A 26,289-nucleotide genomic window follows, 5' to 3' on the forward strand; every position below is an offset into this window, starting at 1 on the left:
TTGGAGTCCTAAAAGTCTCCCCCTGCCATGGAACTATGACGAGGAGGCCCAACTGAACCCCCTTCTTTGCGCAGGTTTGGTATCCACATCACGACAAAACCGAACATCATGTCTACGACGAGCGCATCCTTAAAGACAAAAGTTACGCTGCAATCTAAGCCGAAAGGCTTGCAACATCATCCGTTTCGCTCACCAATTCACTAAATACTTTTCAAAGGGAGACTAAATACGCAAAACCTCGAGAGGTGTTTGTAAAGAAAAATACCACATGCGCATACGTTGTCGTTTCTCGGCTTTCCCAACCCAAATACAAGGCTGATAGCCCTAATATGATGATATAACACAATAAAAATAGGAAAACGTGTGATTGTTTTCCTATTTTTATGTGTAGTCGTTCGCAGGCGGCTGCCCGCCTCCCTCTGCCCTCAACCGGATGATAGGGTGTTGCTGATTGGCTGGTTTGTCGGGAGGGACGATGTGTTCAGAAAATGTGTTTGCAGTTTTTTCAGAAGTGGAACTGCACAGTCACCACCGTGTCGTGTATGTAGTGGCTGCCCTTTGTGTGTGCGGTTTTCTTTTCCATGTCGGTCAGTCCGACGTATGCTTCAGCCCCTATGCGGAACTTTCCGATTTGGTAAAACACGCTGGGCTGTAGCCCAAAACCGAAGTTCTTGAGCTTGTTGATATGGTTGAGAGGGCTGTCTGGGATGGCATCTATGTTGTAAGTGTCATTGTTTGCAGTGAAGGAGAGCACGGGTCCCAGCCCGAATACCCACCCATTGCCTTGTCCTGCCATGTGGTATTGAGCCACGATGGGGATATCCAGAAACGTGAAGTTGTCGTTATCGCTGCCATCTTTGCTACTGAACGGCGACTCTGTTACGTTTCTGAGTGCCACGCCGGCCATCACCGAGAATTTTTCGCTGAAATAGCGATTCAGTCCGTAGCCAATGCGTGCAGAGAGTCCGGTTTCGCTGCCGTCATTGGTTTTGTTGATCAGTAAACCTCCGGAGAGGTAGACGTTGTGCTCCCACTTTTTGGCTTGCGCGTTGGCAGCAAGTATTCCTGTGAGCAGGAGCATGATAAGAAAAGTTCTTTTCATTGTTGTTATGCTATAAATTATAAGTTAGTAAACAGATATTTAAACATCTGCTCTTTATCGTTTTTCGTTGAAGTCCCCAAGCACGGTTGCCCAGTCGTGCATACGATCGTGTGGAGTTACATCAGCAAGTGCAAAATTAGTTATTTGTTTTATAAGACTCTTGTTTTGGGTGTTGAAATTTTGACGTTTTTCGTAAGTTCAATCAAGAAATGCAACTTTTGGAGATACTCAAAAGGAGCGAAAAAGATATTTTTTCAGAGAAAAAAAGGGGTGTTCCCCTCCCTCTCCGATGGAAAGTTTTAGTATCCTTGTAGCCCTTTCCAAAAGTTACAAAAGATGAGTTAAGTGAACTGTTGATTGAATATAATGCGAGGACGATAGACTGGTATAAGAAAGAAGTTGAAACATACGTAGCAGAAAAGAAGAACAATATTGAAAGAACTGAACACTATCAAGGATTAATAGATTTTTTACAATGGAAGTTTGAGCAAATAATATCTATACTAAAAACAAAATAACAGTTTAATATCGTTTTGACATGAGACGTTACATATTGATGATATGCCTTGTATTCTCTATTCAGGGGATGGCACAGATAGCTATTGGGTTGGAATATAGCTCAGAGACAAAAGAAGTTACCCTGTCCTTGAATAATAAAATAGATAGTTATTTTAATTTTATTCCAATCGACTATGGCAATTTTTACAAATATTCAAACACAATTTCTTTTACCTTCAAAGAAAGCAGGGGGCATGTGCTCGGGCATGCGGAGAGATTGATTTATGACGACCAGTTTCACCAACCACGTGGTAAAGGGAGATATCTGTTTCCACACGAGACAAATAGGTATATCCATAAATTGACCAGATGGTGTGACAGTAACGACATATACAAGGTTGATGTTCTTGTGAAAATAGATGCCAGGATTACGGACTATAAGCGCAAAACAGAAGGAAAGAAAAGAGATTGGCAAAACTACAAGACCGAATTTGGAAAAACGATTTTATGGTAACAGGAGCGGGCTTGTTAAGAAAACAACATAATAGTCAGGGAAACGAAACGGTTAGCGCTGATATTGTTTGCCCGTATTGCATGCATAGCTTATATAGGATGCTACCTCCTGTATAGGCTCAACCCCTCATCTGCCAATGGCCGTCTGATTACATGGTACAACACGCTCCCACTTATTGCAAGGCATCCTATTGTGGGATAGGGAAGTGGGGGGGTGGACTGGGCGATATATACATAGCGCCGGCTCTTTTAACATTCTTTTCAGGTGTAGTTATATATTTATATGGAATATACAGAAATTCCTTGTTTGATTTTAAATACTATTCCTGTTTTCAGAACAATCCGGACATTATGTTCATGTATGCACAAAAAGAAAACTTGGGTATAGGGTTAAAGCAGAGAGGAGAATTGCTTGAGAAAGCAGCATTTCTGTTTCCCAGTTCAGATACTTACTGCTGGTATGGAGATTATTTGATGAAGCGAGGAATTTCCTCACAGGCTAAATTGTATTATCAGGCAGCTGCAAATATGGTTCCCGTAAAGATTGCTCCCAATTATAAGCAGTTCAAACTTTATCTTTCAGAGGGAGATACGGTGGCTGCCTTGAGTGTAGGGAGGGGAACTTTAAAAAAGGGCATTAAAGTGGATAATACGTTGACTTTGCGAATGCTTGGGGAAATGGAGTACATTTTGAATCATCAGGATAACTGAACAAACCACAGCATCCTCAGAAAATGTCCGTTACACCGATGTGTATAATTTCTGACAAAAGGTGCGCGCTGTTTCGCGTATTTCAAAACACAAACCACATGACTCAAAAAACGGGGAAAATAGCAATGTATTCAAGGCGTTGACAGTCAGCGGATTACAAAACAGGGACTTTTCCTTACAGTTTTATCCCCTGCGGTTGGATATCGATCGGCGGTGCGGTTAAGCCTTGTCCGCACGGCGACAAGGCTGTCGACGTGTCGCATGTGAGGCCTAAACGCAATGCCAAAAGACTGCAATCGCACTTCACTTGGATTTTTCTCGCTTTCCCGACTAAAAATATCGGCCGAAACATGGCGCTTTCTGCGCTGGATGATCTAACAAAAAAGGCCGGAAAATGTCAAGAAAGTTTACAAACGGGAAACCTCCACATCGAAAGGACTAAAAAGAGAAGGGGCAAGAAAAAAACATTCGAACCAAGAGAACGACTGGTCAGCGCAACCTTTTCTTGATAACTGCCGGATTGCCGGCGGCAAGGCAATCATCGGGAACCTCCCAGCAGCCTGCCCCAACCGACACCAGATGTAACCACCTATTTGCGATTTACTTCCTTACGGAATCCAAGCTTGTTTGAGCAGATGGCCATCCAAGGTGAACATGCTCACCCTGTTGTTCTCTATCATTCCCAGCGTAGGCGGGTTGCCGTTTTTGGGGAAAGTGATAGAGCCTGTGTTGCAAAACAGTGTTCCCCTGCCGTTGTCTTCGAGTTCCCAAAGATGTGTATGTCCGGTGAGCACAGCATCGAAATGCCCTTTCGGCAAATTCACCTTATTATATATATGACCATGAGTGAGGAGAATGCGCCGTCCATTTTCTATCAGAAGTACGTAATCGCTGAGCATCGGAAAGTCGAGCAACATCTGATCCACTTCAGCGTCACAGTTTCCGCGCACAGCCACAATATCGTTGGCCATGGCATTCAGGGCTTCGGCCACTCCCCTGCCATCGAGTCCCTCGGGAATGCTGTTACGCGGCCCATAGTTAATGATATCGCCCAAGAGCAACATCATGTCGCATTGCTGTGCATGATAAAAGTCGAGCGCCTGGTTGAGCCGGGGCAGTGACCCGTGGATATCAGACACCAAAAGATATTTCATGGTCTCAGCTTTTGAGATAGTCCTTCAGGTCAGAACTTTTGGTTAGCCTGCAAATCTTGCGAATGGCCTTGTTGCGTATTTGCCGCACGCGCTCCCGCTTCAAGCCCATGGCCATGCCCGTCTCCAACATGGTTTTGGCTTCAGTCCCAATCCCATAGAGAGCCCGAATCACCTGTTGCTCTCGCTGATCCAGGTCGGCGATAAGTTCCGTGAGTTCCCCCAGGAGCATATCCTTTTCAAGGTCTTCGTCAGGCACCGTGGCGTTGCGGTCCGGAATGACATGCCCCAAACTCAGTTCGTGGCTGCCGCACAAGGGTTCATCAATAGACAAAGCCTTGCTCCGTTTCTTTTCCAACTTATTGTTATCGGCATTTCGTGGCACCCGGTAGAGTCCGGCCTGCTGTTCTATGGCTTGCTCCATGGCATCGCGAATATATGGTGCAGCAAAAGCCACAAACCGCTTACCCGCATCCCGGCTAAACTTGGTTGCAGCCTGAAGCATGCCGATATTACCCTCACTGATCAAGTCTTCCAGCGCCAATCCACGCTTTACATATTGGTTGGCCAATGTTATCACGTAAGTCAGATTGGCCGAAGTGAGTTCCTCAATGGCTTGGCTGTCGCCAGCCTGTATGCGGTCGGCGAGTTGCAATTCCTCCTCGTTACTGAGCAGATTGTGATGCCCGATGTCGTTGAGGTATCTGTTGATTGAATCCTTTTCTTTGTTCATACCCATTATTCTAATCCGGAATCAAGCAGCAATTCGGCAACCTCTTCAGGCGTATTGAACGCCATACCCTCTTCCAGTTCGGCATCAGAGAACTCGTTTGCCAGCTGTTTAGCCTGGTCTTCAGTGAGTCTCAACTTGCCGTCCGCATCTTTGGCATTTACCAACACCTGTAGTATTTTTGCGCGATAAGCTGCTATTTCTTCCATCGTTTTGTTATTATTTCCTGGTAAAGTTACGTATAAAAAACTGAAAAGGCAAGCGATTTTAAGCATCATTCACGATAATATGCTTTTTATTTCCTCCACCAACATTCCGATAGACGCCCTCCGGCAAAAGATGGCAGCGGTTTTATAGGCAACGACTTTGCACGACATTTTTTGCAACGACAGACACGACTTTGCACGATTTTATCAGGATATAAAATGCCGTGTAAAGTCGTGAAAAGTCGATGCGAAATAATCGTGGAGAGTCGATGATTGGTTTAAGTAGATCGCTTTGTACATGCGTATTATTATAAAACGATGATGAAGAGATTTTTTATATCCGTTGCCTTGATAGGGGGCGTGTTGGCTTCTCATGCACAGCAACTCGATGTTGAAAGACAGTTGGACTATTGTAACACCCAGGTGCATCGCGCCTTGAAAGCGTTGCAGAAGAAAGATGGGAGCTATGACTACACACAACAACCCCGCAATATACTCAAAGATGACAGGCAATCAGGCTGGAACACTCGTCAGGCCGTTGCCGAAGAATGGTGCTCCGGTTTCTGGCCCGGTATTCTTTGGATGGACTATGCTGCTCGTGGTGATAAAGATGTGAAGAAAGCTGCCGAGGGATACACGGAGAGTCTGCGGCACATTGCCTATCAACCTGTCTATGACCATGACATCGGGTTTGTAATGTTCAATGCTTTTGGCAAGGGGTATGAACAGAATCGTTCAGAGAATTACAAGAAAGTGATTCTTGCCTCCGCCGACTCACTGGCAACACTGTACAATCCGTTGGTGGGAACCCTTTTGAGTTGGCCTCGGAATGTAGAGATGTTTGGTGGTCATAACACGATCATGGATAATATGATGAACCTCGACCTGCTGTTCTGGGCAGCAGCGCATGGAGGGAACCCGTTGCTGCATGCTATTGCAGTGAATCATGCCACAACGACCATGCGACATCATTTTCGTCCGGACGGCTCATGCTTTCATGTCGCCGTGTATGATTTGGAGAGCGGAGTGTTCAAGCAGGGCGTGACGCATCAGGGGTATGCAGACTATTCGATGTGGACCCGCGGTCAGAGCTGGGCTATCTATGGTTACACAATGGTGTACCGCTGGACAAAGAAAAAGGTGTTTCTCGATTTTGCGCAGAAGGTTACCGACATATACCTGAGACGGTTGCACGAGATAAGTGACGACAGGGTGCCGCTGTGGGATTTTGACGACCCCAGGGGTCTGAAAGCCCCTAAGGATGCAAGTGCAGCCTGTATCGTGGCAGATGCCCTCTTGGAACTTGCCGACTATGTCCAAGGAGAAAAAGGTGCATATTACAGACAGGAAGCTATAAAAATGTTAGCTGACCTGAGTTCGTCGAAGTATTTGTCGGGCAAGGACAACGTTGCCTTTCTGAAGCACAGCACTGGTCATCACCCTGCAGGTTCAGAGATCGACGCCAGCATTATCTATGCAGACTACTATTATCTTGAGGCGCTGCTAAAAATTAAAAACGCGCGGCATGCGACCCCCTGAGTCCTACAAATTTTACACACGACACAGCGGGGAGGAACAGAATGACACTGTTACTTAAAAAAGAGAAAAAGAGTGGCACGCTTCTTGCTTTTGTATAATAAAAGATATATATTTGCAGCGTAATCAATGTATCATACAAATAAAAGCAACATGGAAGTAAAAGAATTAGAACAACTCATACGCGAAAAGGAGGGTGCCCTCTCGGCCGTTTTCCCCGCCCTGATGCGTAAGGTGTACATATGGATGACGATGGCACTGGCCATCACGGGAATCTGCGCATACGGCGTGGCCACCAGTCCCAGCATCCTGCAGATGCTCTATGCCAACAGCATGACCATCTGGGTGCTGTTTATAGCCGAACTGGGTTTGGTATTCTACACCACGGCCCGCATCAGCAAGCTATCGCTCACCATAGCCACCACGCTCTTTATCGTCTTCTCCGCCCTGAACGGCGTGACGCTCTCGAGCATTTTCTTGGTGTATAGCTTGACATCGATCGCCAAGGTCTTCTTCATCACCTCCGGCACGTTCGCAGCCATGGCCGCCTACGGTTATTTCACCAAGACTGACCTGTCGAAACTGGGCAGCATTCTCTTTATGGCACTCATCGGACTGATCATCGCCACGGTGGTGAACCTCTTCATGAAGAGTGCCATGTTCGACATGATTCTGTGCTACATCGGTGTGGCTATCTTTGTGGGGCTCACTGCTTGGGACAGCCAGAAAATCAAGAGGATGCTCGCCATGCAGATGGACATGGGCGAGGGTGCGCAGAAGATTGCCCTGCTGGGAGCCCTGAGCTTATATCTCGACTTTATCAACCTCTTCTTGTATATGCTGAGGATTTTCGGAGGTAGGGACTAAAAGCTCACTCCCCTACTCTCCCCCCCCTCTTGCGCATGAGAAAACGCGACAGTTATTGAGACGGCCTTGCAACCCATTACCGGGTTTGCAAGGCCGTTCGTTTTCTGAGATTTTGCCACACAAGAATCTCGCAGCAATGCTCCTGTACGTAAAATCGTATAACTGTTTTCCGATGTATTTGTTGAAACATCTGGAGCAAAAAGCGTCAAGTTTCAACCAAACTATTCTGTAGGAATCGGATGAAAAATTCCGAGACGATGCGTTTACGGTCTTATCATAAGGCGATCAGGCCGCTGTGACCTCACGATGAAACAAAACGATGTAACGACATGCTATTTCAGTGCTTCCAGCACGCGTTTCAGCACCACTTGAGCCGAGATTTCACGGTTGGCAGCTTCGGGAATGACGAGGCTACGCTCACCTTCGATTACGTCGTCGGTGACGATCAGGCCGCGGCGCACGGGCAGACAGTGCATGAACCGTCCGTTGTTGGTCCAACTCATGTGCTCGGCATCAATGGTCCAGCTCATGTCTTTGGAGAGAATCCGGCCATAGTCGCTTAAGTTTTTCACGCCCGGACAACTCCAGTTCTTGGCATAAACGAAGTCGGCTCCTTCAAGTGCCTTGCGCTGGTCGTACTCCACCCGGGCTTCGCCCACGAAGCGTGGATCGAGTTCGTAGCCCTCGGGATGGGTGATGACGAAGTCAACATCGGCCGCGTTCATCCATTCGGCAAACGAGTTGGGCACGGCCTGAGGCAGGGCGCGACAGTGGGGAGCCCAGGTGAGGACAACCTTGGGGCGTGCCGTTTGCTTATGCTCCTCGATGGTGATGAGGTCGGCAAAGGCCTGAAGCGGGTGCACGGTGGCCGTTTCCATGGCCACAACGGGCTTACCTGAGTATTTCACAAACTGGTTGACAATGGTTTCAGCGTAGTCGAACTCGCGATTTTCGAGTCCTGCAAACGAGCGCACGGCGATGATGTCGCAGTAGCAACTCATCACGGGGATAGCTTCGAGCAGATGTTCGCTCTTGTCGCCGTCCATGATAACACCGCGCTCGGTCTCTAATTTCCATGCACCGGCGTTTACGTCGAGCACGATGACATTCATGCCGAGGTTCATCGCCGCCTTCTGGGTGGACAGTCGGGTGCGCAGCGAATTATTGAAGAAAATCATCAACAGTGTCTTGTTTTTGCCCAAGTTCTGGTAAGCGTAGCGGTTCGCTTTTACCTCTTTCGCATCTTTGATGGCCTTGTTCAGGTTGCCAATGTCTTCGACGTGAAAAAACTTTTTCATCATATCCTTGCAGTTTATGGTTTATTATCTCCTCATTCTTCTCTCTTCACTCATCACTCTTCCCTTACTTGTCCCCTTCCCTCAATGAGCCATTTGTACGTGGTCATCTCTTCGAGTGCCATTGGACCGCGTGCGCCAAGCTTCTGGGTGCTGATGCCAATCTCTGCGCCGAGTCCGAATTGCCCCCCGTCGGTGAAGCTCGTGGGCGTGTTGACGTAGACGCAGGCCGCATCAACCATGGCCTGGAACTTGCGGGCAGCCTCTTTGTTTTCGGTGATGATGCTCTCGCTGTGCCCACTGCCGTAAGAGTCGATATGGTCGATAGCCTCATCGATAGAGTCAACAGTTTTCAGTCCCATCTGCATACTCAGCCATTCCGTGTGCCACTCTTCACTACTGTTGATAGTGGTGAGCAGGTCGGCTGGATAGTTGCCTTGAAGCGCCTGGAACGCACGTTGGTCGGCGTGAATCTTCACTTGCTTTTCGGCTAAAGGCTTGCAAAGCAAGGGGAGGTCGTTCAGTCGGTTGGCATGGATGATGAGGGTGTCGAGCGCATTGCATACACTGACGCGACGTGTCTTGGCATTGTCGATGACCTTTTGACCAATAGTGAGGTCGCCTTCGGCGTCGAAATAGCAATGCACCACGCCCGCACCAGTCTCGATGACAGGCACTTTGGCCGTATCACGAACAAAGTTGATGAGTCGTTTGCCACCTCGCGGTATGCACAGGTCGATAAAGTCGGTGGCTTGCAGCATCTCGCCCGTTGCCTCGTGAGTAGCAGGGAGCAAAGCCACGACGTCGGGATTGATACCTTCTTTCTGCAATACACGGTGGATGAGTTCCACGCCAGCTCGACATGAATCAACAGCATCACGACCGCATTTCAAGATGCAGGCATTGCCGCTTTTCAGGCAGAGCGCGAACACATCAAAGGTTACATTCGGTCTGGCTTCATAGATAACACCGATAACTCCGAACGGAACGCTGACACGTTGAAGATCCATGCCGTTGTCGAGCACTTGGTGCTTGAGCGTGTGTCCCAAAGGAGAAGGGAGGGCTGCAACCTGTCGCATGCTGTCGGCAATGTCCTTGAGACGGGTCTCGGTGAGTTGCAACCGGTCGTACAAAGGGTTGGCTCGGTCCATGCGTGCAAGGTCCTGCGCGTTGGCTTCCAATAGCTTGGAAGTTTCCGAGACAATGGCGTCGGCTACAAGATGGAGTATATGGTTTCGTTGATCGTCGGTCATCAGGCCAAGCGTTTTGCTGGCCTTCTTGACGCATTTGAATGTTTGGTCGAGTTGCATGAGCATTATTTTTAAGAGTCTTAGCTATGGGGCAGCCGAGGGAAAGTATGGCATGTTATGGGAAACAAACTTCTCTCCCCGATATTATTCGATATACAGATAGTCGTAGTGGATAAGGGGCTTGAGGTCGTGGGTGCCGATGAGCTTCCTCGCTTCATCGGAGGCATAGTTGCTTCGGCCAATAGCCATGGTGTTGCCTTGATTGTCCACCACATTAATAATGTCGCCCTCCTCGAAATCGCCCTCTATTCCAGTGACTCCAACGAGCAACAGGCTCACCGCCTTGTCGCCCTTGAGAGCCTCTTCTGCTTTGTCATTGATATGAATTTTCCCTTTGGCAAAGCTTTCGCTATGGGCTATCCACTTCTTCACTTGCGAGGTGGGGTTGGGGTTGGGGAGGAATTCTGTATGCAGGGTTTCTTGTGGTTTCGAAACCAAATTGATGAGGATGTTGTTGGTCTTGCCATTGGCAATGACCACCTTGATGCCCTCTTCGGCCACTTTGCGGGCAATGTTGGTCTTGGTGATCATGCCTCCCCGCCCGAAGTTGCTCTTGGTGTCTTGGATGTATTCGCTGAGGTCACGGTCGTAATTAACAATCGGAATGACACGTGACAGAGGCGCTTTGGGGTTGCCATTGTAGATGCCATCCACATTGGAAAGGATGATAAGCGTGTCAGCTCCCATCATCGAGGCAAGAAGACCGGCAAGTTCGTCGTTATCGGTAAACATCAGTTCGGTAACACTTACGGTGTCGTTTTCGTTGACAATGGGAATCACACCGTTTTCGAGCATCACGTTCATGCAAGCCCGTTGGTTGAGGTATTCGTCCCGGGTAGAGAAACTCTCCTTCATGGTAAGCACCTGCCCGATATGCATATTGTATTCGCGGAACAGGTCGTAATAGAGTCCGATGAGTTTCACCTGCCCCAATGCGGAAAACAGTTGGCGCTGCTTCACACTGTCCAACTTCTTGTTAACGCGTAGCTCGTTGCGTCCACTGGCCACCGCTCCGGACGAAATGAGGATCACTTCGTACCCGTTTCGCTTGAGCCATACCACTTGATCGACGATGGACGACATGCGGGTTACATCGAGTTTGCCATCGTTTCGGGTCAGCACATTGCTACCCACTTTGATAATCAGGCGTTTCTTCCGTGGGGTTTTGGTGTTGCGCCCGGTATGCTGTTGGACTGTCATCGTACTTCTTTTTTTATTATTCTGCTATGAATCGAGTTTTTGTAAATGATGCTTTTTCGCATCGTTTTCCCTGATTTCCACACGTCTGATCTTGCCACTGATGGTCTTGGGCAGGGTCTCTGCGAACTCAATGACACGTGGATATTTGTAGGGGGCCGTCTCGTGCTTCACGTGGTCTTGGAGTTCCTTGACCAATTGCTCTCCTGCTTGATGCTGATACTTCTTGCTCAAAACCACGGTAGCCTTGACCACCATACCTCTGATGGGATCCGGAATACCAGTGACGGCACACTCCACCACGGCGGGGTGGGTCATCAATGCACTTTCCACCTCGAACGGACCGATACGATAGCCGGAGCTCTTGATCACATCGTCGGCTCGCCCCAAGAACCAGTAGTAGCCTTCCTCATCGCGCCAGGCAAGGTCGCCGGTGTGGTAAACGTTGTCGTGCCATACTTTCTTGGTTAACTCCTCGTCGCGATAATATCCTTTGAAAAGGCCGATGGGCTTACCACTATGGGTGTCGATGCAGATTTCACCCTTCTCCCCTTCCTCGCAGTCGGTGCCGTCCGGACGCAGCAGGCGAATGTTGTATTGGGCGGAAGGCTTGCCCATCGACCCCGGCTTGGGCTTCATCCATGGGTATGTTCCGAGCGTCATGGTGGTTTCGGTTTGTCCGAATCCCTCCTTGATTTGGATTCCCGTACGCTTTTGGAAACGTTCATAGACCACGGGTTCCAGCGCTTCTCCGGCCGTGGTACAGTATTTCAGGGCAGAGAAATCGTAATTATCGAAGTCCTCCTGAAGCATAAACCGATAGATGGTGGGTGGGGCGCAAAACGATGTGACGTGGTATTTGACCATCGCTTTCATCACCTTGTCGGCCGTAAACTTTTCGTGATCGAATACGAAAACGGTCGCACCGGCAAACCATTGGCCGTAGAGTTTGCCCCAAACAGCCTTTCCCCATCCGGTGTCGGCCACGGTGAGGTGGATGCTTTCCTCGTTGAGGTGGTGCCAAAATACTCCGGTTGCCAGGTGCCCGAGGGCGTAAAGGTGGTTGTGGGCCACAATCTTGGGTTCGCCACTGGTGCCACTGGTGAAATACATGAGCATGGTATCCTCGTTGGAGTTGACCTGTTCCGGACGCACAAACTGTGGTGCCGAGTCCCATTCCTTGCGCCAATCGTGGAACCCCTGGGGCACGGGGCTGCTCGCTTGTGCTATGGAGTTGACGGCGACAAGGACCTTTACCGTTGGGCTGTCGGGCATGGCCTCAGCTACTTGAGTGGTCACGTATTCATCATTGACACAGATGATGGCCTTGACTGAGGCCCGCTGGTTGCGGTAGGCAATGTCCTTGTGGGTCAGCATGTGGGTTGCCGGGATGGCCACTGCTCCTATTTTGCACAGCGCCATCATCGAAAGCCACCACTGGTAATGGCGCTTCAATATCAGCATCACCTTGTCGCCACGATGAATGCCCAAGCTCTGAAAGTAGGCTGCCGTGCGATCTGTCTGCTCCTTGAACTGCGCAAAGGTAGTAATTACTTCCTCTCCGCGCTCGCTTGCCCATATCAGGCAAACCTTGTCCGGGCATTCTTCTGCCCACACATCCATGACATCGTAGGCAAAATTAAAGTTTTGTGGTATCCTGAAATGTAGGTTCTTGTTGAAGTCATCCTCTGAATTGAAATGGGTCTGCGTTAGAAATCTTTCTATCATTGTTTTAGTTTCGTTTCTCCTGTTTAGAAGATAATAGCCAACAAGGTCACCGGCTCGCCGTTTAATGCCCTCAAGCAGTGAGGCTGTGTCGAGTCGAAATACAAGCTGTCGCCTTCGTTGAGTATCAACACTTTTTCGCCTATGGTGATCTCCAAACAGCCTTTCATCACCATGTCAAACTCCTGGTTGGCATGCGAGCTCTTGCTGATGACAGCATCTTCGGGCTTGGGATTGATAACCACCAAGAAGGGATCGGCTTTGCGTCCGCGGAAACCACTGGCCAGACTCTGGTATTTGTACGCTTCGCGTCGCTCTGTAGTCTGACCCATTCCCTTGCGAGTCAGGAAGTAACTGCTCATGCGCGGTTCCTCGCCAAAAAGCAATTCATCGAGGCTAATGCCATATTGCTTGGCTATCTTTTGCAGGCTACTCACATGAAGGTAGCCTGTTCCTTCACCCTCCTCCATTTGTAGGTATTCGTCGTGGGTAATGCCGCACAGCAGGGCAATCTCGTCTACCGGAATGTCCAGAACCTCGCGCAGGCCTTTCAGGCGCTTGCCGATCTGTATAGCTGTTTCTTCTTCCATGCTGAATGAATTAAAATCGAGCCAAAGGTACAAAGAAATTATGAGATATAAAAACCATGTGGCGCAATGGAGGAGGTCTTCTTAACCTATATTATACAAGAGAAGCTTTGATGCCTTCGATAACGGCATTAGAGAATCCGTTCCTCTCCATGGCATTGAGTCCTTTGATGGTCATACCGCCGGGGGTGGTCACCTTGTCTATCTCCGCTTCTGGATGATGCCCACTTTCTTGCAACAACTTGACCGCTCCATTCATGGTCTGCACGATGATTTCCTTGGCATCGTCAGCCCTGAAGCCCAGTTCCACGCCGGCCTCTGAGGCTGCGCGCACAAAACGCATGACGTAGGCAATGCCGCATCCGGCCATGGCCGTGCCGGCAAAAAGCAAGCGTTCGTCGGTGATCATCGTTTTGCCCAAGTCGTCGAAGATAGCCTTCACCTTATCCAAGCACTCCCGGCCTTTGGCGTTGGGAGCGATGAAACTCATGGATGCCCGCTCGGCAATGCCAATATTGGGCAGCACTTGGAATATCCTGGGCACTTCACTGTTTTTCTTCAGCCATTCTTCCAGTTGGGCGATGGTCACAGAAGCGGCCATGTTGATGACAATCTGCTTGTCATAATCGAGTTCAGGTTTCAGCTCTTCAATCACGGATTTCACCACACCGGGCTTCACCACCAAGGCCACAAGGTCGGCATGATGTATGGCCACCGTGTTGTCTGTGGTGATGCAGGCTCCCATTTGGGCAAACTGCTTTAATTTATCCTCATGAGGATTGGCCACGGTAATGTCGCTTGGCTTAAACATGTTTCCTTTCAGCAAACCGGTTGCGAAGGCACCACCCATCTCGCCGGCGCCGATAACAGCTATTTTCATGATTCTATACTATTATTATAAAGGTAATCAAAGGGTTTCAAAAACTTTTTTCAACCTACTCACGAAGTCGTCCGCCTCGGCTTTTGACAATGTCAGTGGCGGGAGGATGCGTAGGATATTTGTGCCGGCACAGCCCGTAAACACATGCTGCTCGTGAATGAGTTTGCCTCGCACCTCCTTATGCGGTAGGTCCATCACCACGCCTATCATCAGTCCGCGTCCACGCACCTCGGTGATGTGTGGCTCTGTTTTCTGCAGCTCCCTGAGTTGACTAATGAGATATTCGCCCACCTCGTGTGCATTCTCCACCAATTTTTCCTGCTCAAACACGTCGAGCACGGCCAGCGCTGCCGTACACCCCAGGTGGTTGCCACCAAACGTGGTGCCGAGTTGACCATACACAGGCTTGAAGTCAGGCGAAATGAGCAGCCCGCCTACCGGGTAGCCGTTGGCAATGCCTTTGGCCACAGTGATGAGGTCGGGCTTGATGCCCAGCCATTGATGGGCGAAGAACTTGCCGCTCCGACCATATCCACACTGTATCTCATCGCAAATCAAGATGGTGCCATGCTTTTTGCAGGCTTCTGCCAAGCCTTGCGCAAACGCCTGCGTGGCCATCACGCAACCGCCTATACCTTGTATGCATTCTATGATGCAGGCGCACACATCACCCTTGGTCAATTCCTTCTCCCAGGCATCGAGGTCGTTTAAGGGGAGAAAGGTGACGTGCCCGTTTTGGTTGATGGGTGCCACAATCTTGGGGTTGTCCGTCACCTCCACGGCCAGTGAGGTGCGTCCATGGAAGGCATGACTTGCGGCCAGCACGCGCTTCCTGCCGTTGGTAAAGCTGGCCAACTTCAGGGCATTCTCGTTAGCCTCTGCCCCACTGTTCACCATAAAGAACTGATAGTCCTCGCAACCGCTTGCCCGACCCAGTCGTTCGGCCACTTGCTGTTGCAGCTTGTTAATCACACTGTTTGAATAGAAACCCAGTCGCTGGAGCTGATTGGTCAACATGTCCACATAGTGTGGATGGCAATGCCCAATGCTGATCACGGCGTGTCCGCCGTAAAGGTCAAGATATTCCTGACCTTTGTCGTCCCATACTTTTGTGTCTTTGCCCTTGACAATGTTAATGTCAAAGAGCGGATATACGTCGAATAATTTCATATTTATTTAAATTAAGAGAGGGGGAAAGAAAGGATTTCTTCAATATTCTATGTGTAAATAGTCTCGCACTCCGTCCTGCAGTTTCTTAAAAAGCAATTGACTTCAATTTGAGTCCGGCCGTCTCCTCCAATCCAAACATGATATTCATGTTCTGCACCGCCTGACCCACAGCACCTTTCAGCAGATTGTCGATACAAGAAGTGATGACCAGTTTGTCGCCCACCTTGTCACAATGCACCAGAGCCTTGTTGGTGTTCACCACCTGTTTGAGGTCGAGCGCCTTGTCCACATAGTGCGTGAAAGCCGCATCCTTGTAAAAGTCCTTGTAGCCGGCCACAATGCTGTCGATATCCTTGTCGGTCCGAACTACCATCGTGGCGAAGATGCCGCGAGCGAAATCCCCACGATAGGGAATGAAGTCGATATCCGCGTCAAGGTAACCCTGCACTTGCTTCAGACTCTGTCTGATTTCAGGCACGTGCTGATGGCACAGCGCCTTGTAAATGCTGATGTTGCCCGTGCGCCACGAGAAGTGGGTGGTTGCACCGGGCTTCACCCCCGCTCCCGTGCTGCCTGTGATGGCGTTCACACTCACATCCTTGTTGATGAGTTTCATGTTGGCGGCTGGCAACAGTCCCAGTTGAATACAGGTGGCAAAGCATCCGGGGTTGGCCACGTGCTGTGCTTGGGCAATTCTCGATTGGTTAATTTCGGGAAGCCCGTAGACATAGTTATGCACGGCCGATGTGGGATGCTGCAATTCGGCCGCCGTCTCTGCAATCTTTGCTGTGGGCTGATGGCGAAAATCCTGTGCCAGATCCACGATTTTCACACGTTCCGGCACCTCATGCTCACTCAGGAAAGCCTCACTATTGCCATGACCGAAGCATAAGAACAGGACATCCACCTCGTCGAAGGGCATCTCCGAGGTGAACTGCATCGTGGTGTCACCATACAGTCCCTCGTGCACATCGGCGATCAGACTGCCGGCATGACTTCTGCTGTTAACAAACTTAATCTCTGCGTGGGGATGGTTGATGAGCAAACGAATGAGTTCGCCACCCGTATAACCAGCTCCTCCAAGTATTCCTATTTTTATCATAACCAATAAAGAGTCCTCTTTCCCTCTTTTGGTTCAAAGGGAAAGTCGGACTGCTGTTTAAAAATGTTGCTTCGTTTGGCATCTATTCCCCCCGCTTGTCGCCAGCTGTTGGCGACAAGTCCGGGAGAAATCTTATCTTTCTTGTGGGATAACCATCCAAAGGAGGATATAGAGCAGTACGCCGCTGAAGGCTGTACAAACCGTCAGAACAGCATAAATAATGCGAGCCGTCGTCGGGTCTATGTTCCAATACTGTGCAAATCCGCCTACCACACCGGCCAAAACCCTATTGCTTTTTGACCTTACCAATTTCTTTCCATTTGCCATGATTACATCGTTTTTAAGCGGGTGTGTCAATTTGTCCTGCCTCGTTTCAAACCCGTTATGGGGTTAGGCATACGCAGTTCGGATCATGTAGCAGACTGCTCGCCCGAGTGCGCTGATGCGTGGCACCGATAAAAGACTGAAAGCGGACAAGATTCCACCCATGTTAACTATGTTCTATTTGAAGTCACCCATTGACCGTGGTAACCTTGATTTGTGCCAATCCTGTATAGGCTTAACGTCATGTCGACCAAAAAATTGCATGCCGCTTGTTATTTTTTGTTATGACATCGCGGTCAGACCCACGCGTTCCCCCGCCTCGAAGAGGCGCATCGGGAGCCTATTCTTACCGCTCCTCGTCGGGGTGCATGCCGTAGAACACACGCAGCGGCGTGGACTGAATCTTGATGAATCCCTTGGCATCGTCGGCCGTCCAACCGTGCTGCATCTCGCCATATTCGCCGAGTTTGGATTTTGTGAGGTCGTCCTCTGAATCCACTCCCACCGTCTGAAAACTGTAGGGGCGAAGCTTCAGAATGGCTGTACCGTTGACGTGGCGCTGCGAACTTTCGAGAAAGGCCTCCATATCGGGCATCACCGGCTCGAGATATTGACTCTCGTGCAGGAACATTCCGTACCAATTGGCCACCTGATCCTTCCAGTATTGCTGCCATTTGGAGAGCGTGGACTTCTCCAACAGGCGGTGAGCTTCGATGATCAGCAGGGGTGCGGCAGCCTCGAAAGCCACCCGCCCCTTGATGCCAATAATGGTGTCGCCCACGTTGCAGTCGCGGCCAATGGCATACGACGCGCCTATTTCCTCAATCTTCTGGATGGCCTTGATTGGGTCGTCGAACTCCTCACCGTTCACGGCAGATATCTCACCCTTCTTGAACTCAATGCGCAATTCGGTTTCTTCCTCGCTGGCAGTCACATGTTTCAGATAGGCCTCCTCGGGCAGACCCTGTGTGGGATCGAGCAGCTCGCCACCGCAGATGCTGGTGCCCCAGATGCCCACGTTGTACGAATATTTCAGCTTGGTGAAGTCGGCCTTGAAGCCATGCGCGTTCAGATAGTCCACCTCCTCTTGGCGGGAGAGGGCATGGTCGCGTGTCAGCGTGATGATTTCCACACCCGGAGCCATCACCAAGAAGGTCATGTCAAAGCGAATCTGGTCGTTGCCCGCGCCCGTGGAGCCGTGTGCAATGGCGTCCGCACCAATTTCGTTGGCATAGCGGGCTATGGCAATGGCCTGAAAAATGCGCTCCGAGGATACCGAGATGGGATAACAGTTGTTGCGCAGCACATTGCCGAAGATCATGTATTTCAGGCTTTTTTCATAATATTCCTGCGTCACGTCGAGCGTCGCATACTTCGTTGCGCCCAGTTTGTAGGCGTTTTCCTCGTTGGTTTTCAGTTGCTCAGCACTGAAGCCCCCCGTATTGGCGCAGGCCGCATAAACATCCCACCCGTCGTGGGCGAGTTTCATCACGGTGTACGATGTGTCCAATCCGCCACTGAAGGCGACAACTACTTTCTTTTTCATATCTCTGCTGTTTTTCTCTTTGATTACTTTTTTGATCATCTCTTCATCTCTCCCCGCACGTCTCAGGATTCCTTTCCATTCGCATCCCGACCCGTGGGTTCGTGCGCCTGCACTGTGTCGATCTTCCTGAATCGCTCGATCGTCTCTTCCGGAATTTTGGCCGGCAGATGGTCTTCGGGGTCGAAGAGCATGCCCGTGCATATGCAGAACTTGCGATTGGTGCGGTGCAGAATGTCTTTGTTGATGCATCCCTCGCATCCCCGCCAGAAAGCCTCGTCGTCGGTCAGGTCGGCAAAGGTCACCGGGTGATACCCCAGCTGGGTATTCATCTTCATCACCGCCGAACCGCTGGTGAGCGAGAAGATTTTGGCGTGAGGCCAGCGCACGCGGGCCAGGGTGAACGTCAGGTTCTTGATGCGTTTGGCCAGTCCCATTCCTCGAAAATCGGGATGCACGATCAGTCCCGATGTGGTGACATACCGTTTGTTGCCCCAGGTCTCGATATAGCTGAATCCGGCGAACTTCTCGCCCTGCAGTGCGATCACGGCCTTGGCCTCTTTCATTTTGGTAGCCACGTAGTCGGGCGAACGCTTGGCTATGCCCGTGCCCCGCACCTTGGCCGCTTCTTCGATGGTCCTCAGAATGGTGTCGACATATTTAATATGTGTCTCGTCGGCCACCATAACTTGTATCTCTTCCATTTTAAATTTTAAAATTCTACGATTCCACTCAGTCCCCGCAGCACATCCTCGCGATCGGTGCCCTCTCTCAGGACAATGAGGATGGTGTCGTCGCCGGCTATGGTACCCAAGATCTCTTTCACATCGCTGTTGTCGATGTTGTAGGCGATGGAACTGGCATAGCCCGGTCGGGTTTTGATAACGGCCATGTTTCCCGAGAAATCGACAGACCGGAAGCCCGGGGTCTGCATCATTTCCATGGCCGACATCGGCTTGTGAACACGCTTATACATGGTCTCATTGGGCAGTACATAGACATATTGTCCGTTCATGCTGGCCGCCTTGGCAATTTTCAGCTGTTTAAAGTCTCGGCTCAGGGTGGCTTGTGTCAGGGTAAACCCCGCCTTCTTGAGTTCTTGCAACACTTCTTCCTGGCTGCCCAGCTCCTGGCTTGAAATAATCATCTTAATGGTTTCAAGCCGTCGATCTTTCATTTTCATAAAATGTATTTTTATTCCTAACCGTGCTACAAAATTATAAATTTATTCCCTAATATCAAAATAATATCGTATATTTTTAAGCATTTATCCTGCCGTTTGACGATTCATTGCATTTTTATAAGCACAAGGTTGTATAAAAACAAGGTGGTTTTAGCACACCTCGCAGAGCTTTCCAAAATCCTGTCAGCCACCGTCCATCCCAGTTCAACGTCACATGTGAAATAGAATATTTTTCTTGACAATCGTGCGCAAATGCTTGGCGCATTTAAAAATACAAGATGTTTCTTCTGAAATTCGCGAAATTTGAGAAATTCGTAGTTAGTTGATAATCAGCTGTTTCGAAAACACAACCCATATGCACTCGTTTTCCCCATTCGCCGTTGGCTATCGAATGACGCTGCGGTAGCGCTCTCATCGCGTCATGGTTACAGCTTCGTCGCGTGCCCGTTAAACTTTAACTGTCGGGCGAAAAGGTAGTAACCGCGCTGCACGCATCGTTTTCAGGCTTTACCCACTGAAATCCAAGATCAAAACATGGCGCTTTTTTCTCTGGATGACCGGACAGCGGGAGGCCGAAAAACAGTCATTCATTTTTACACCCCTCTCCCCGTTCGCTCCTGATACCCGATAATGCGCAGCCAATTGTGACGAGTTGATGAGCTTGCAAATAATTTGCATTGCCAACGCGTTAGCCTAATTGTAAATTGTAAATTGTAAATTGTGAATTGTGAATTGTGAATTGTGAATTGTGAATTCTCCGCTCGGCTTCGCCGAATCTTAGAATATATGGAGAATATCTTTGTATGGACAATAAAGCTCATCGCAAAATATCTTTGCGTTTGCTGCGCAAACAATATCAGAATATCTGCATCGACACAAAACGTATTTCGCAACGACTTTCACGACATTTCACGACCTCCTGCTACCGTTACTGCTATAAATGAAGAATGAAGAATGAAGAATGAAGAGGGAAGAGAGAAAAGGGAAGAATGAAGAGGGAAGAGAGAAGAGGGAAACTACCAGTGCAAGTCTTCGAAGCATAGAAGCTCAACTTACTGCATTCAACTCCAAATTGTACCATGCGGGGTTGAAAATCATACCAAAGTCTACTCTTGCTAATATGAACGAAAAGAAAGACTGGCGTATTTATCAAGACTATGCAATGATACCTGTCGATAAAGCTAAGGACCTTTATAAGGATATGTCGATTTTGATCGGCTGTTCCGAATCTTTCAACAGCAACATGCATACTTTGTTACCCGAGCAAAGGATAATATGAAGTACAATGTTTTCGAGACAAGAGAGGTTGATAGACAGACTGGTGTCATCTCTGATAAAACAATCAGTCTCACTGGCCTTTTTACTGCCAAGAAATATCCAGACGTGTTGCGATTGGTTATATATGAAGACTATGCTCAGAACGTTGTGTATCGATTCCTGACTAATGACTTCATCCTTCCAGCAATTACCATTGCAGAACTCTACCGAGAGCGTTGGACTATTGAGACATTCTTCAAATGGATCAAGCAGCACTTGCATATCAAGTCGTTCTATGTAACAACACAGAATGCAGTTTTTACGCAAATATGGATAGCCATCTGCGATTATCTGCTGCTTATTATTGCTTTGAAGATGTATCATATTAAGCAAAATCTTTACATATTCTCTAACATCATTGGACAAGTTCTCTTTGAGAAAACACCGTTGAATGAACTATTTGATAAAACAATTATTAAGCAAAATCCGGAAAATGATCGCCAACTTTCGCTTTGGTGAAATTTAACCGGACAGTAGTAAATAATCACTTAGAATATTCACGGAGAAAGAAGAGACGTTTTATTGATAAAGCGTAGAGCAGGAAAGAACATTGTATATTTAAAAACCTGATAATATAGCTAAAATTATGTAACTTTGCACTCGACACCTAACTCTACCCTATAGAACTCATCCAATAGTCACTAATGAACATGAATGTTAAAAAACATACACTTATTCTGCTATTAATGCTCGGCATCAGTGTTTCCTTGTGTGCCGGGACAAGCAATGTGCCTCGTAAACAACTTTTCGACTTCAACTGGAGATTCCATATCGGTGATGTTAACGATGCTGAGCAAACAGCTTTTCAAGACCACAACTGGACTACCGTGAATCTTCCGCACGACTGGAGCATCGCTATGAAGGTGGATGCCAACGCTCCTGCCGGGAACGATGGCGGCTATTACCCCACGGGCATCGGCTGGTATCGCAAAACCTTCGACCTTACGAAGGCCTATCAGGGCAAGATGTTATGGCTCTACTTCGAAGGGATATACCAGGATTCCAAAGTATATGTCAACGGCAAACTGGCCGGTGGACATCCTTATGGCTTCTCTTCTTTCTATTGTGATATCACATCTTTGGTGCAAACAGGGAAAAACGTAGTGGCAGTGAGAGCTGACAACTCACGACAGAAAAACTGCCGCTGGTACACAGGTTCGGGCATTTACAGACATGCGTGGCTCATGGCTGCCGAGCCGGTACACATCGACAACTGGGGTGTGCACATTACGACACTCGACCTGAACACCGTAAAGGTCAAGACGCTCGTGTCTAATACATTGGGCGAACAACAAACCATACTGCTTACCACCACCCTATCCGACGGCACTTCGCAGCATACACCTCTCACCATCCCTGCCAATAGCAAGCAGGAGGTTGAACAAACCATAGCAGTGAAAGACGCTAAGCTATGGAGTCCGGAGCACCCGAATCTCTATCAGGCGCACATCGAACTGTCCACAGGCGATGCCGTGGACAAAACTTTCGGCATCAGAACCGTGGACTTTTCCGCAGAGAAAGGGCTTCTGCTCAATGGCAATCCCATTCTGCTCAACGGCGGATGTGTTCACCATGACAATGGTATTCTCGGTGCAGCAACCTTCGATCGTGCCGAGACAAGACGTGTAGAACTGATGAAAGAAGCCGGATACAATGCTGTGCGCACGTCGCACAACCCTCCATCGGAAGCTTTTCTCGATGCCTGCGACCGTTTGGGATTGCTGGTTATCGATGAAGCCTTCGACGGCTGGAGGGACGCAAAGAACGACCAAGATTATCACACGCTATTCGACAAATGGTTTGCCAAAGACATTGAAGCGATGGTTCGCCGCGACCGAAATCATCCCAGCATCTTCTGCTGGAGTATTGGCAATGAAGTCATCGAGCGCAAGAAGATTGAGGTGGTGACTACAGCACGCCGCTTGCGCGAAGCCGTTCACGCATGGGACAAAACTCGCCCTATCACCTCCGCACTGGCAGCATGGGACAGCGATTGGGAAATTTATGACCCATTGGTCGCCCAACTCGACATCACTGGCTACAACTACATAATTCATAAGGCTCCCAGCGACCATCTCCGGGTGCCCAACCGGGTGATGATGCAAACCGAATCATATCCCAACGATGCTTTTAAAAGTTGGGCAATGGTTCACGACAATCCATACGTTGTGGGTGATTTTGTATGGACATCCATCGATTATCTCGGTGAATCAGGCATCGGGCGATGGTGGTATGAGGATGATGTTCCGGGCGAACACTATGAAAGACCTCTCTATCCGTGGCATGCCTCCTACTGTGGCGATATTGATTTCATAGGATGGCTGAAACCCATCGGTCATTATCGCAATATGCTCTGGAACAATGACGAGAAACTATACATGGCCGTTCGCGAACCTAATGACTGGCAGGGGAACGGCACTATCACGACCGGACGGTGGGCAGTGTGGCCCACATGGGAAAGTTGGAATTGGCCGGGATGGGAAGGCAAAGACATCGAAGTGGTGGTTTGTTCCAAATATCCACGGGTTCGTTTGTATCTCAATGATCAGTTGATTGGCGAGCAAAACACCGGACGCGACACAGAATTCAAAGCCGTATTCAAGACTCCCTATAGAGCAGGACAGCTCCGCGCAGAAGGTTTGGACGGTGAGACGGTTATGGAACGTCAGCTGCTTGTCTCCGCATCAGCTGCAAAGTCCATCAAACTCACTGCCGACAGAAGCCGAATTTTAGCTGACGGGCAAGATCTTTCATTTATAACGGTAGAAGTGGTCGATGCAGAAGGTCGGCTCGATCCAAATGCCAGTTATGATATTTCATTCAGTCTCAAGGGTAATGGCACCATCGTCGCCGTAGGTAATGCTGACATCAAGGAAACAACACCCTATAGTAGCCACACGTTCAAGACGTGGAAAGGACGGGCAATGATGGTAGTAAGAAGCACACGCAAGGCTGGTAACCTACAACTCACCGCTACTGCCAATAATTTGAAAAGGGCAAAAATTTTGCTCAAATCTGTCAAGGCAATCCCTTGAAATGAATTTGCAATATTACAATAATTAATTAGTCGTTCCTTGAAAACCAGTTGAGCGACTGGTTTTCAAGGAACGAGTATGCAGTTCTCTTAAAAGGTGTTTCGCCGCTGAAACGGGATGATAAAGCATCATTCTTGGACCAGCCCACCGCATAATTGCTGTAATACGCACCCTCATATCAGGACGATAGCAGTGTATAGGACATTTCTTGCAAGTAGGTTTGTCACACCCATATTTGCAATGGTCGAGCCTTTCCAAGGCATATTTCAACAACTCATTACAAGCTGCGCATAAACTTGCATTGCCCTCATTTCTTCGGCAATACAAGGCAATCATTTGCTCTACGACCTTCTTCTCCTCCTTGATCCGATTATTCATCCGTTCAACTATTGCTTAGGCTTCCTTTCCCAAGTGCTCCACTGAACCAACCACGAATCGGTCGAAACGCCATGTTGGTTGAACAGTTCCTAAAAAAAATAGGACAACGAAACTTGCCACGCATTGGCCTTGCCTGTCGTAATCGTGTCATAAGTATCGTCAATCACCTTGCTCACTTTAGCCTCACCGGTTTTGCCCGTTGCGATGCTGTAATTGGCCGTAACCTGCAGATGTTTGAGGAGCGAGACACCGGCACCTACGTTGACGCTGAGATTCGACTTCTTCAACTGGAACGTATTCTGATAGTCCTCCCGGCTGGTCCAGGTGAACTCGTCCTTACCAACATTGAAACCAAATTGAGGGCCGGCAAAAACAAACATACTGGCCATGCTACCCAAGCCAAATCCCCAACGAACATTGACGGGAATAATCACTGACTTTTGATTGATCGTCGTCTCACCACTCTGCACCTTGGTGTTCTCTACTTGGGAGGATTTCTGCTCGTAAAGGGCAGAAGCGTCCAAACCAAGCCCCAAAATAGGAGTGGAAAGTTTCATTGTCGGGCCCAAAAACCACCCTGAGCGGTTGCTACTGTCGAACAAGTCTTGGTTGAAGCTAATGCTTGAGACGTTGAGTCCGCCTTTTACACCGAACTGTAACTGGGCATCAGCCTTCTGGGCAAACATCATAGCTACTGCCAGCATGATAAGGGATACATACTTTTTCATAATAATATTGATTAAAGCTTATAAAATAAAAGTTTTCGAAAGGAAGCAAATGAACCTGTTGCTTCCAAGTCGATTAATGGCGCTGGCGACGCACCGAGATGCGGGCAGCGGAACTGCCGGAGGAAGAGGACGAACTGCGACGGTTTTTCACCTTTGCACTGCTGCCGCCACGCGCGCGTCGGTTTCTCTTGAGTGCTTTTTTATCTTTTTTGTCCAAGTGAGCTATCGAGTCGAGCGAATCCTTGCGAGCCTGGTTGCCCCACATGGCCTTTTCGAAGTTTTCAATTTCGTGTTCGATACGCATCTGCTCGCGGGAGAGTTTGGCGGTGTCGCCACCGGCCACCTGTGCCAGTGTCTGTCCCAGCATGTTGGTGGTTTTATAAATTTTTCCCTTGTAAGCGTTCATCGTGAAATAGTCGTCGATGCTCATCGTGGCTGCATTGTTAAGGTTACTGGTCATGATGGTCTGCTTGGCCAAGAACGGAGCCAACTCATTGTATTTCACCCAGAACAAAGGATATTTGGTGGTGCCGTCGCCGAAATCATCCTCGCGATACATCACCGGGCAGATGGCCTGTACCTGTGTGTGGAACGTGGCCGTGGACTGGTCGTAGTAGGCGCTTTCCTTGACGAAATAACCCTTCACCTCGCCCGAAGGAATGTCGCTGTCGGAGATATGGACACCGCGGTCGGTTCGCTCGTAATAGATTTGGTAGTCGTCCAAGAATTTCAAGGGGCTAACACGCAAGGATTCCTCGAAACGCTCATTGCCTGTGTTCACATCGTATGAATAGGCCGCGATGCCGCCATGGTTGGGACCGGCCATGATGAGTTTGAACATATAGGTAAAGAGATTCATCTGCCCACCGAGGGGTTCGACAGGATAATACAGCCCCGCGTTGGCATCATCGCGGAGGTCGAGCTCGCGATAGACATCCCGACGCCACACGACATCCTCGTCCATCTTTGCCTCCGTGGGAAATGATATTTGGGCGCGGATTGTCATGTTGTTTTTGTTCGACTGTTGCTCTCGGGCGGCTTGCTCGGCACGTCTTGCCTTGGGCTGAGCTGTGGCACTCAAGGTGAGGCATGCGATAAACAGCATTAAAACTATTCTTTTCATTATCTAATCATTGTTCTTTCTGGTGTATATCTTTTGGGGTGGAGAATCAGGAGCACGTGGAGGGCGATTCCAATCTCC

At 49.0% G+C, this 26,289-nt stretch carries 26 protein-coding genes; 7 read left to right on the plus strand and 19 right to left on the minus strand.

Features of this window, described 5'->3' with window-relative positions; all coding sequences use genetic code 11:
• Positions 1 to 505: 505 nt before the first annotated feature.
• The gene (locus tag HMPREF0645_RS12405; RefSeq protein ID WP_007175398.1) at positions 506 to 1,102 is read right to left on the minus strand and encodes an outer membrane beta-barrel protein; all 597 of its coding nucleotides are present in this window, start codon (positions 1,100 to 1,102) and stop codon (positions 506 to 508) included.
• A 586-nt stretch (positions 1,103 to 1,688) separates the two neighbouring features.
• On the opposite strand from HMPREF0645_RS12405, the gene HMPREF0645_RS12410 reads away from it, so the two are divergent.
• Entirely contained in the window at positions 1,689 to 2,114 is a 426-nt protein-coding gene (locus HMPREF0645_RS12410; RefSeq protein WP_245544036.1) for a hypothetical protein, read from the plus strand.
• Between the two features lie 350 nt (positions 2,115 to 2,464).
• On the plus strand, positions 2,465 to 2,824 hold the full coding sequence (locus HMPREF0645_RS12415; RefSeq protein WP_044123682.1) for a hypothetical protein: 360 nt from the start codon (positions 2,465 to 2,467) through the stop codon (positions 2,822 to 2,824).
• 608 nt (positions 2,825 to 3,432) lie between these two features.
• Here the strand turns inward: HMPREF0645_RS12415 and yfcE are convergent.
• The 3 genes from yfcE to HMPREF0645_RS12430 are packed head-to-tail and all read right to left on the minus strand — an operon-like array spanning position 3,433 to position 4,914.
• Positions 3,433 to 3,978: a phosphodiesterase gene (yfcE, locus tag HMPREF0645_RS12420; RefSeq protein WP_007175403.1), complete on the minus strand. Its 546-nt coding sequence runs from the start codon at positions 3,976 to 3,978 to the stop codon at positions 3,433 to 3,435.
• 4 nt (positions 3,979 to 3,982) lie between these two features.
• Positions 3,983 to 4,708 (minus strand): sigma-70 family RNA polymerase sigma factor, encoded by a 726-nt coding sequence (locus HMPREF0645_RS12425; RefSeq protein ID WP_044123684.1) that lies wholly within the window; start codon positions 4,706 to 4,708, stop codon positions 3,983 to 3,985.
• 5 nt (positions 4,709 to 4,713) lie between these two features.
• Complete coding sequence (locus tag HMPREF0645_RS12430; protein ID WP_211205385.1) at positions 4,714 to 4,914, minus strand: hypothetical protein; 201 nt, start codon at positions 4,912 to 4,914, stop codon at positions 4,714 to 4,716.
• 318 nt (positions 4,915 to 5,232) lie between these two features.
• Here HMPREF0645_RS12430 and HMPREF0645_RS12435 point away from each other — a divergent pair, with 318 nt between their 5' ends.
• Both HMPREF0645_RS12435 and HMPREF0645_RS12440 read left to right on the plus strand, forming a co-directional pair.
• Entirely contained in the window at positions 5,233 to 6,450 is a 1,218-nt protein-coding gene (locus HMPREF0645_RS12435) for a glycoside hydrolase family 88 protein (RefSeq protein WP_044123686.1), read from the plus strand.
• A 150-nt stretch (positions 6,451 to 6,600) separates the two neighbouring features.
• The gene (locus HMPREF0645_RS12440) at positions 6,601 to 7,314 is read left to right on the plus strand and encodes a Bax inhibitor-1/YccA family protein (RefSeq protein ID WP_044123687.1); all 714 of its coding nucleotides are present in this window, start codon (positions 6,601 to 6,603) and stop codon (positions 7,312 to 7,314) included.
• 332 nt (positions 7,315 to 7,646) lie between these two features.
• Here HMPREF0645_RS12440 and HMPREF0645_RS12445 read toward each other — a convergent pair whose 3' ends face one another.
• The 12 genes from HMPREF0645_RS12445 to argR form a co-directional block, all read right to left on the minus strand.
• Positions 7,647 to 8,612 carry a Rossmann-fold NAD(P)-binding domain-containing protein gene (locus tag HMPREF0645_RS12445; protein ID WP_044123688.1) on the minus strand — a complete coding sequence of 322 codons (966 nt, stop codon included), beginning with the start codon at positions 8,610 to 8,612 and terminating at the stop codon, positions 7,647 to 7,649.
• Between the two features lie 53 nt (positions 8,613 to 8,665).
• Positions 8,666 to 9,919, minus strand: a complete 1,254-nt coding sequence (locus HMPREF0645_RS12450) for a glutamate-5-semialdehyde dehydrogenase (RefSeq protein WP_044123689.1) — start codon at positions 9,917 to 9,919, stop codon at positions 8,666 to 8,668.
• A gap of 84 nt (positions 9,920 to 10,003) precedes the next feature.
• On the minus strand, positions 10,004 to 11,119 hold the full coding sequence (gene proB / locus HMPREF0645_RS12455; RefSeq protein ID WP_007175410.1) for a glutamate 5-kinase: 1,116 nt from the start codon (positions 11,117 to 11,119) through the stop codon (positions 10,004 to 10,006).
• Between the two features lie 24 nt (positions 11,120 to 11,143).
• Positions 11,144 to 12,844: an AMP-binding protein gene (locus HMPREF0645_RS12460; RefSeq protein ID WP_007175411.1), complete on the minus strand. Its 1,701-nt coding sequence runs from the start codon at positions 12,842 to 12,844 to the stop codon at positions 11,144 to 11,146.
• Positions 12,845 to 12,867: 23 nt separating this feature from the next.
• On the minus strand, positions 12,868 to 13,431 hold the full coding sequence (locus HMPREF0645_RS12465) for a helix-turn-helix domain-containing protein (RefSeq protein WP_007175412.1): 564 nt from the start codon (positions 13,429 to 13,431) through the stop codon (positions 12,868 to 12,870).
• 91 nt (positions 13,432 to 13,522) lie between these two features.
• Positions 13,523 to 14,308 (minus strand): pyrroline-5-carboxylate reductase, encoded by a 786-nt coding sequence (gene proC, locus HMPREF0645_RS12470; protein ID WP_007175413.1) that lies wholly within the window; start codon positions 14,306 to 14,308, stop codon positions 13,523 to 13,525.
• 27 nt (positions 14,309 to 14,335) lie between these two features.
• Entirely contained in the window at positions 14,336 to 15,478 is a 1,143-nt protein-coding gene (locus tag HMPREF0645_RS12475; protein WP_007175414.1) for an aspartate aminotransferase family protein, read from the minus strand.
• Between the two features lie 85 nt (positions 15,479 to 15,563).
• Positions 15,564 to 16,580 (minus strand): N-acetyl-gamma-glutamyl-phosphate reductase, encoded by a 1,017-nt coding sequence (gene argC / locus HMPREF0645_RS12480; protein ID WP_007175415.1) that lies wholly within the window; start codon positions 16,578 to 16,580, stop codon positions 15,564 to 15,566.
• 132 nt (positions 16,581 to 16,712) lie between these two features.
• A complete protein-coding gene (locus HMPREF0645_RS12485; RefSeq protein WP_007175416.1) occupies positions 16,713 to 16,907 on the minus strand; it encodes a PspC domain-containing protein in 195 nt (64 codons plus the stop codon).
• A 343-nt stretch (positions 16,908 to 17,250) separates the two neighbouring features.
• The gene (locus HMPREF0645_RS12490; RefSeq protein WP_156777940.1) at positions 17,251 to 18,450 is read right to left on the minus strand and encodes an argininosuccinate synthase; all 1,200 of its coding nucleotides are present in this window, start codon (positions 18,448 to 18,450) and stop codon (positions 17,251 to 17,253) included.
• Between the two features lie 62 nt (positions 18,451 to 18,512).
• Positions 18,513 to 19,151 (minus strand): GNAT family N-acetyltransferase, encoded by a 639-nt coding sequence (locus tag HMPREF0645_RS12495; RefSeq protein WP_007175418.1) that lies wholly within the window; start codon positions 19,149 to 19,151, stop codon positions 18,513 to 18,515.
• Positions 19,152 to 19,159: 8 nt separating this feature from the next.
• Positions 19,160 to 19,630 carry an arginine repressor gene (gene argR, locus HMPREF0645_RS12500; RefSeq protein ID WP_007175419.1) on the minus strand — a complete coding sequence of 157 codons (471 nt, stop codon included), beginning with the start codon at positions 19,628 to 19,630 and terminating at the stop codon, positions 19,160 to 19,162.
• Between the two features lie 961 nt (positions 19,631 to 20,591).
• Here argR and HMPREF0645_RS14270 point away from each other — a divergent pair.
• From HMPREF0645_RS14270 to HMPREF0645_RS12510, 3 genes are all read left to right on the plus strand, one after another.
• Positions 20,592 to 20,909: a hypothetical protein gene (locus HMPREF0645_RS14270; protein WP_007175422.1), complete on the plus strand. Its 318-nt coding sequence runs from the start codon at positions 20,592 to 20,594 to the stop codon at positions 20,907 to 20,909.
• A complete protein-coding gene (locus tag HMPREF0645_RS14275) occupies positions 20,858 to 21,406 on the plus strand; it encodes an IS4 family transposase (RefSeq protein ID WP_419185651.1) in 549 nt (182 codons plus the stop codon). Before HMPREF0645_RS14270 ends, HMPREF0645_RS14275 begins: the two co-directional genes overlap by 52 nt.
• A 185-nt stretch (positions 21,407 to 21,591) precedes the next feature.
• On the plus strand, positions 21,592 to 23,982 hold the full coding sequence (locus HMPREF0645_RS12510; RefSeq protein ID WP_007175424.1) for a glycoside hydrolase family 2 TIM barrel-domain containing protein: 2,391 nt from the start codon (positions 21,592 to 21,594) through the stop codon (positions 23,980 to 23,982).
• Positions 23,983 to 24,006: 24 nt separating this feature from the next.
• On the opposite strand, the gene HMPREF0645_RS13510 is transcribed toward HMPREF0645_RS12510, so the two are convergent.
• From HMPREF0645_RS13510 to porN, 3 genes are all read right to left on the minus strand, one after another.
• Positions 24,007 to 24,360 (minus strand): nitrous oxide-stimulated promoter family protein, encoded by a 354-nt coding sequence (locus tag HMPREF0645_RS13510; protein WP_007175425.1) that lies wholly within the window; start codon positions 24,358 to 24,360, stop codon positions 24,007 to 24,009.
• Positions 24,361 to 24,449: 89 nt separating this feature from the next.
• Entirely contained in the window at positions 24,450 to 25,088 is a 639-nt protein-coding gene (locus tag HMPREF0645_RS12515) for a porin family protein (RefSeq protein ID WP_007175426.1), read from the minus strand.
• 73 nt (positions 25,089 to 25,161) lie between these two features.
• Positions 25,162 to 26,211, minus strand: a complete 1,050-nt coding sequence (gene porN / locus HMPREF0645_RS12520; RefSeq protein ID WP_007175427.1) for a type IX secretion system ring subunit PorN/GldN — start codon at positions 26,209 to 26,211, stop codon at positions 25,162 to 25,164.
• Between the last annotated feature and the right edge of the window lie 78 nt (positions 26,212 to 26,289).

It is taken from the genome of Hallella bergensis DSM 17361 (assembly GCF_000160535.1).
In the GTDB taxonomy this organism is placed as follows: Bacteria; Bacteroidota; Bacteroidia; order Bacteroidales; family Bacteroidaceae; genus Prevotella; species Prevotella bergensis.

Excerpts from the sequence above, each read along its gene's own strand:
- HMPREF0645_RS12405 (WP_007175398.1), bottom strand. The coding sequence starts at position 1,102 with ATGAAAAGAACTTTTCTTATCATGCTCCTGCTCACAGGAATACTTGCT.
- HMPREF0645_RS12410 (WP_245544036.1), top strand. The coding sequence starts at position 1,689 with ATGGCACAGATAGCTATTGGGTTGGAATATAGCTCAGAGACAAAAGAA.
- HMPREF0645_RS12415 (WP_044123682.1), top strand. The coding sequence starts at position 2,465 with ATGTTCATGTATGCACAAAAAGAAAACTTGGGTATAGGGTTAAAGCAG.
- yfcE (WP_007175403.1), bottom strand. The coding sequence starts at position 3,978 with ATGAAATATCTTTTGGTGTCTGATATCCACGGGTCACTGCCCCGGCTC.
- HMPREF0645_RS12425 (WP_044123684.1), bottom strand. The coding sequence starts at position 4,708 with ATGAACAAAGAAAAGGATTCAATCAACAGATACCTCAACGACATCGGG.
- HMPREF0645_RS12430 (WP_211205385.1), bottom strand. The coding sequence starts at position 4,914 with ATGGAAGAAATAGCAGCTTATCGCGCAAAAATACTACAGGTGTTGGTA.
- HMPREF0645_RS12435 (WP_044123686.1), top strand. The coding sequence starts at position 5,233 with ATGAAGAGATTTTTTATATCCGTTGCCTTGATAGGGGGCGTGTTGGCT.
- HMPREF0645_RS12440 (WP_044123687.1), top strand. The coding sequence starts at position 6,601 with ATGGAAGTAAAAGAATTAGAACAACTCATACGCGAAAAGGAGGGTGCC.
- HMPREF0645_RS12445 (WP_044123688.1), bottom strand. The coding sequence starts at position 8,612 with ATGAAAAAGTTTTTTCACGTCGAAGACATTGGCAACCTGAACAAGGCC.
- HMPREF0645_RS12450 (WP_044123689.1), bottom strand. The coding sequence starts at position 9,919 with ATGCAACTCGACCAAACATTCAAATGCGTCAAGAAGGCCAGCAAAACG.
- proB (WP_007175410.1), bottom strand. The coding sequence starts at position 11,119 with ATGACAGTCCAACAGCATACCGGGCGCAACACCAAAACCCCACGGAAG.
- HMPREF0645_RS12460 (WP_007175411.1), bottom strand. The coding sequence starts at position 12,844 with ATGATAGAAAGATTTCTAACGCAGACCCATTTCAATTCAGAGGATGAC.
- HMPREF0645_RS12465 (WP_007175412.1), bottom strand. The coding sequence starts at position 13,431 with ATGGAAGAAGAAACAGCTATACAGATCGGCAAGCGCCTGAAAGGCCTG.
- proC (WP_007175413.1), bottom strand. The coding sequence starts at position 14,308 with ATGAAAATAGCTGTTATCGGCGCCGGCGAGATGGGTGGTGCCTTCGCA.
- HMPREF0645_RS12475 (WP_007175414.1), bottom strand. The coding sequence starts at position 15,478 with ATGAAATTATTCGACGTATATCCGCTCTTTGACATTAACATTGTCAAG.
- argC (WP_007175415.1), bottom strand. The coding sequence starts at position 16,580 with ATGATAAAAATAGGAATACTTGGAGGAGCTGGTTATACGGGTGGCGAA.
- HMPREF0645_RS12485 (WP_007175416.1), bottom strand. The coding sequence starts at position 16,907 with ATGGCAAATGGAAAGAAATTGGTAAGGTCAAAAAGCAATAGGGTTTTG.
- HMPREF0645_RS12490 (WP_156777940.1), bottom strand. The coding sequence starts at position 18,450 with ATGAAAAAGAAAGTAGTTGTCGCCTTCAGTGGCGGATTGGACACATCG.
- HMPREF0645_RS12495 (WP_007175418.1), bottom strand. The coding sequence starts at position 19,151 with ATGGAAGAGATACAAGTTATGGTGGCCGACGAGACACATATTAAATAT.
- argR (WP_007175419.1), bottom strand. The coding sequence starts at position 19,630 with ATGAAAATGAAAGATCGACGGCTTGAAACCATTAAGATGATTATTTCA.
- HMPREF0645_RS14270 (WP_007175422.1), top strand. The coding sequence starts at position 20,592 with ATGAAGAGGGAAGAGAGAAAAGGGAAGAATGAAGAGGGAAGAGAGAAG.
- HMPREF0645_RS12510 (WP_007175424.1), top strand. The coding sequence starts at position 21,592 with ATGAACATGAATGTTAAAAAACATACACTTATTCTGCTATTAATGCTC.
- HMPREF0645_RS13510 (WP_007175425.1), bottom strand. The coding sequence starts at position 24,360 with ATGAATAATCGGATCAAGGAGGAGAAGAAGGTCGTAGAGCAAATGATT.
- HMPREF0645_RS12515 (WP_007175426.1), bottom strand. The coding sequence starts at position 25,088 with ATGAAAAAGTATGTATCCCTTATCATGCTGGCAGTAGCTATGATGTTT.
- porN (WP_007175427.1), bottom strand. The coding sequence starts at position 26,211 with ATGAAAAGAATAGTTTTAATGCTGTTTATCGCATGCCTCACCTTGAGT.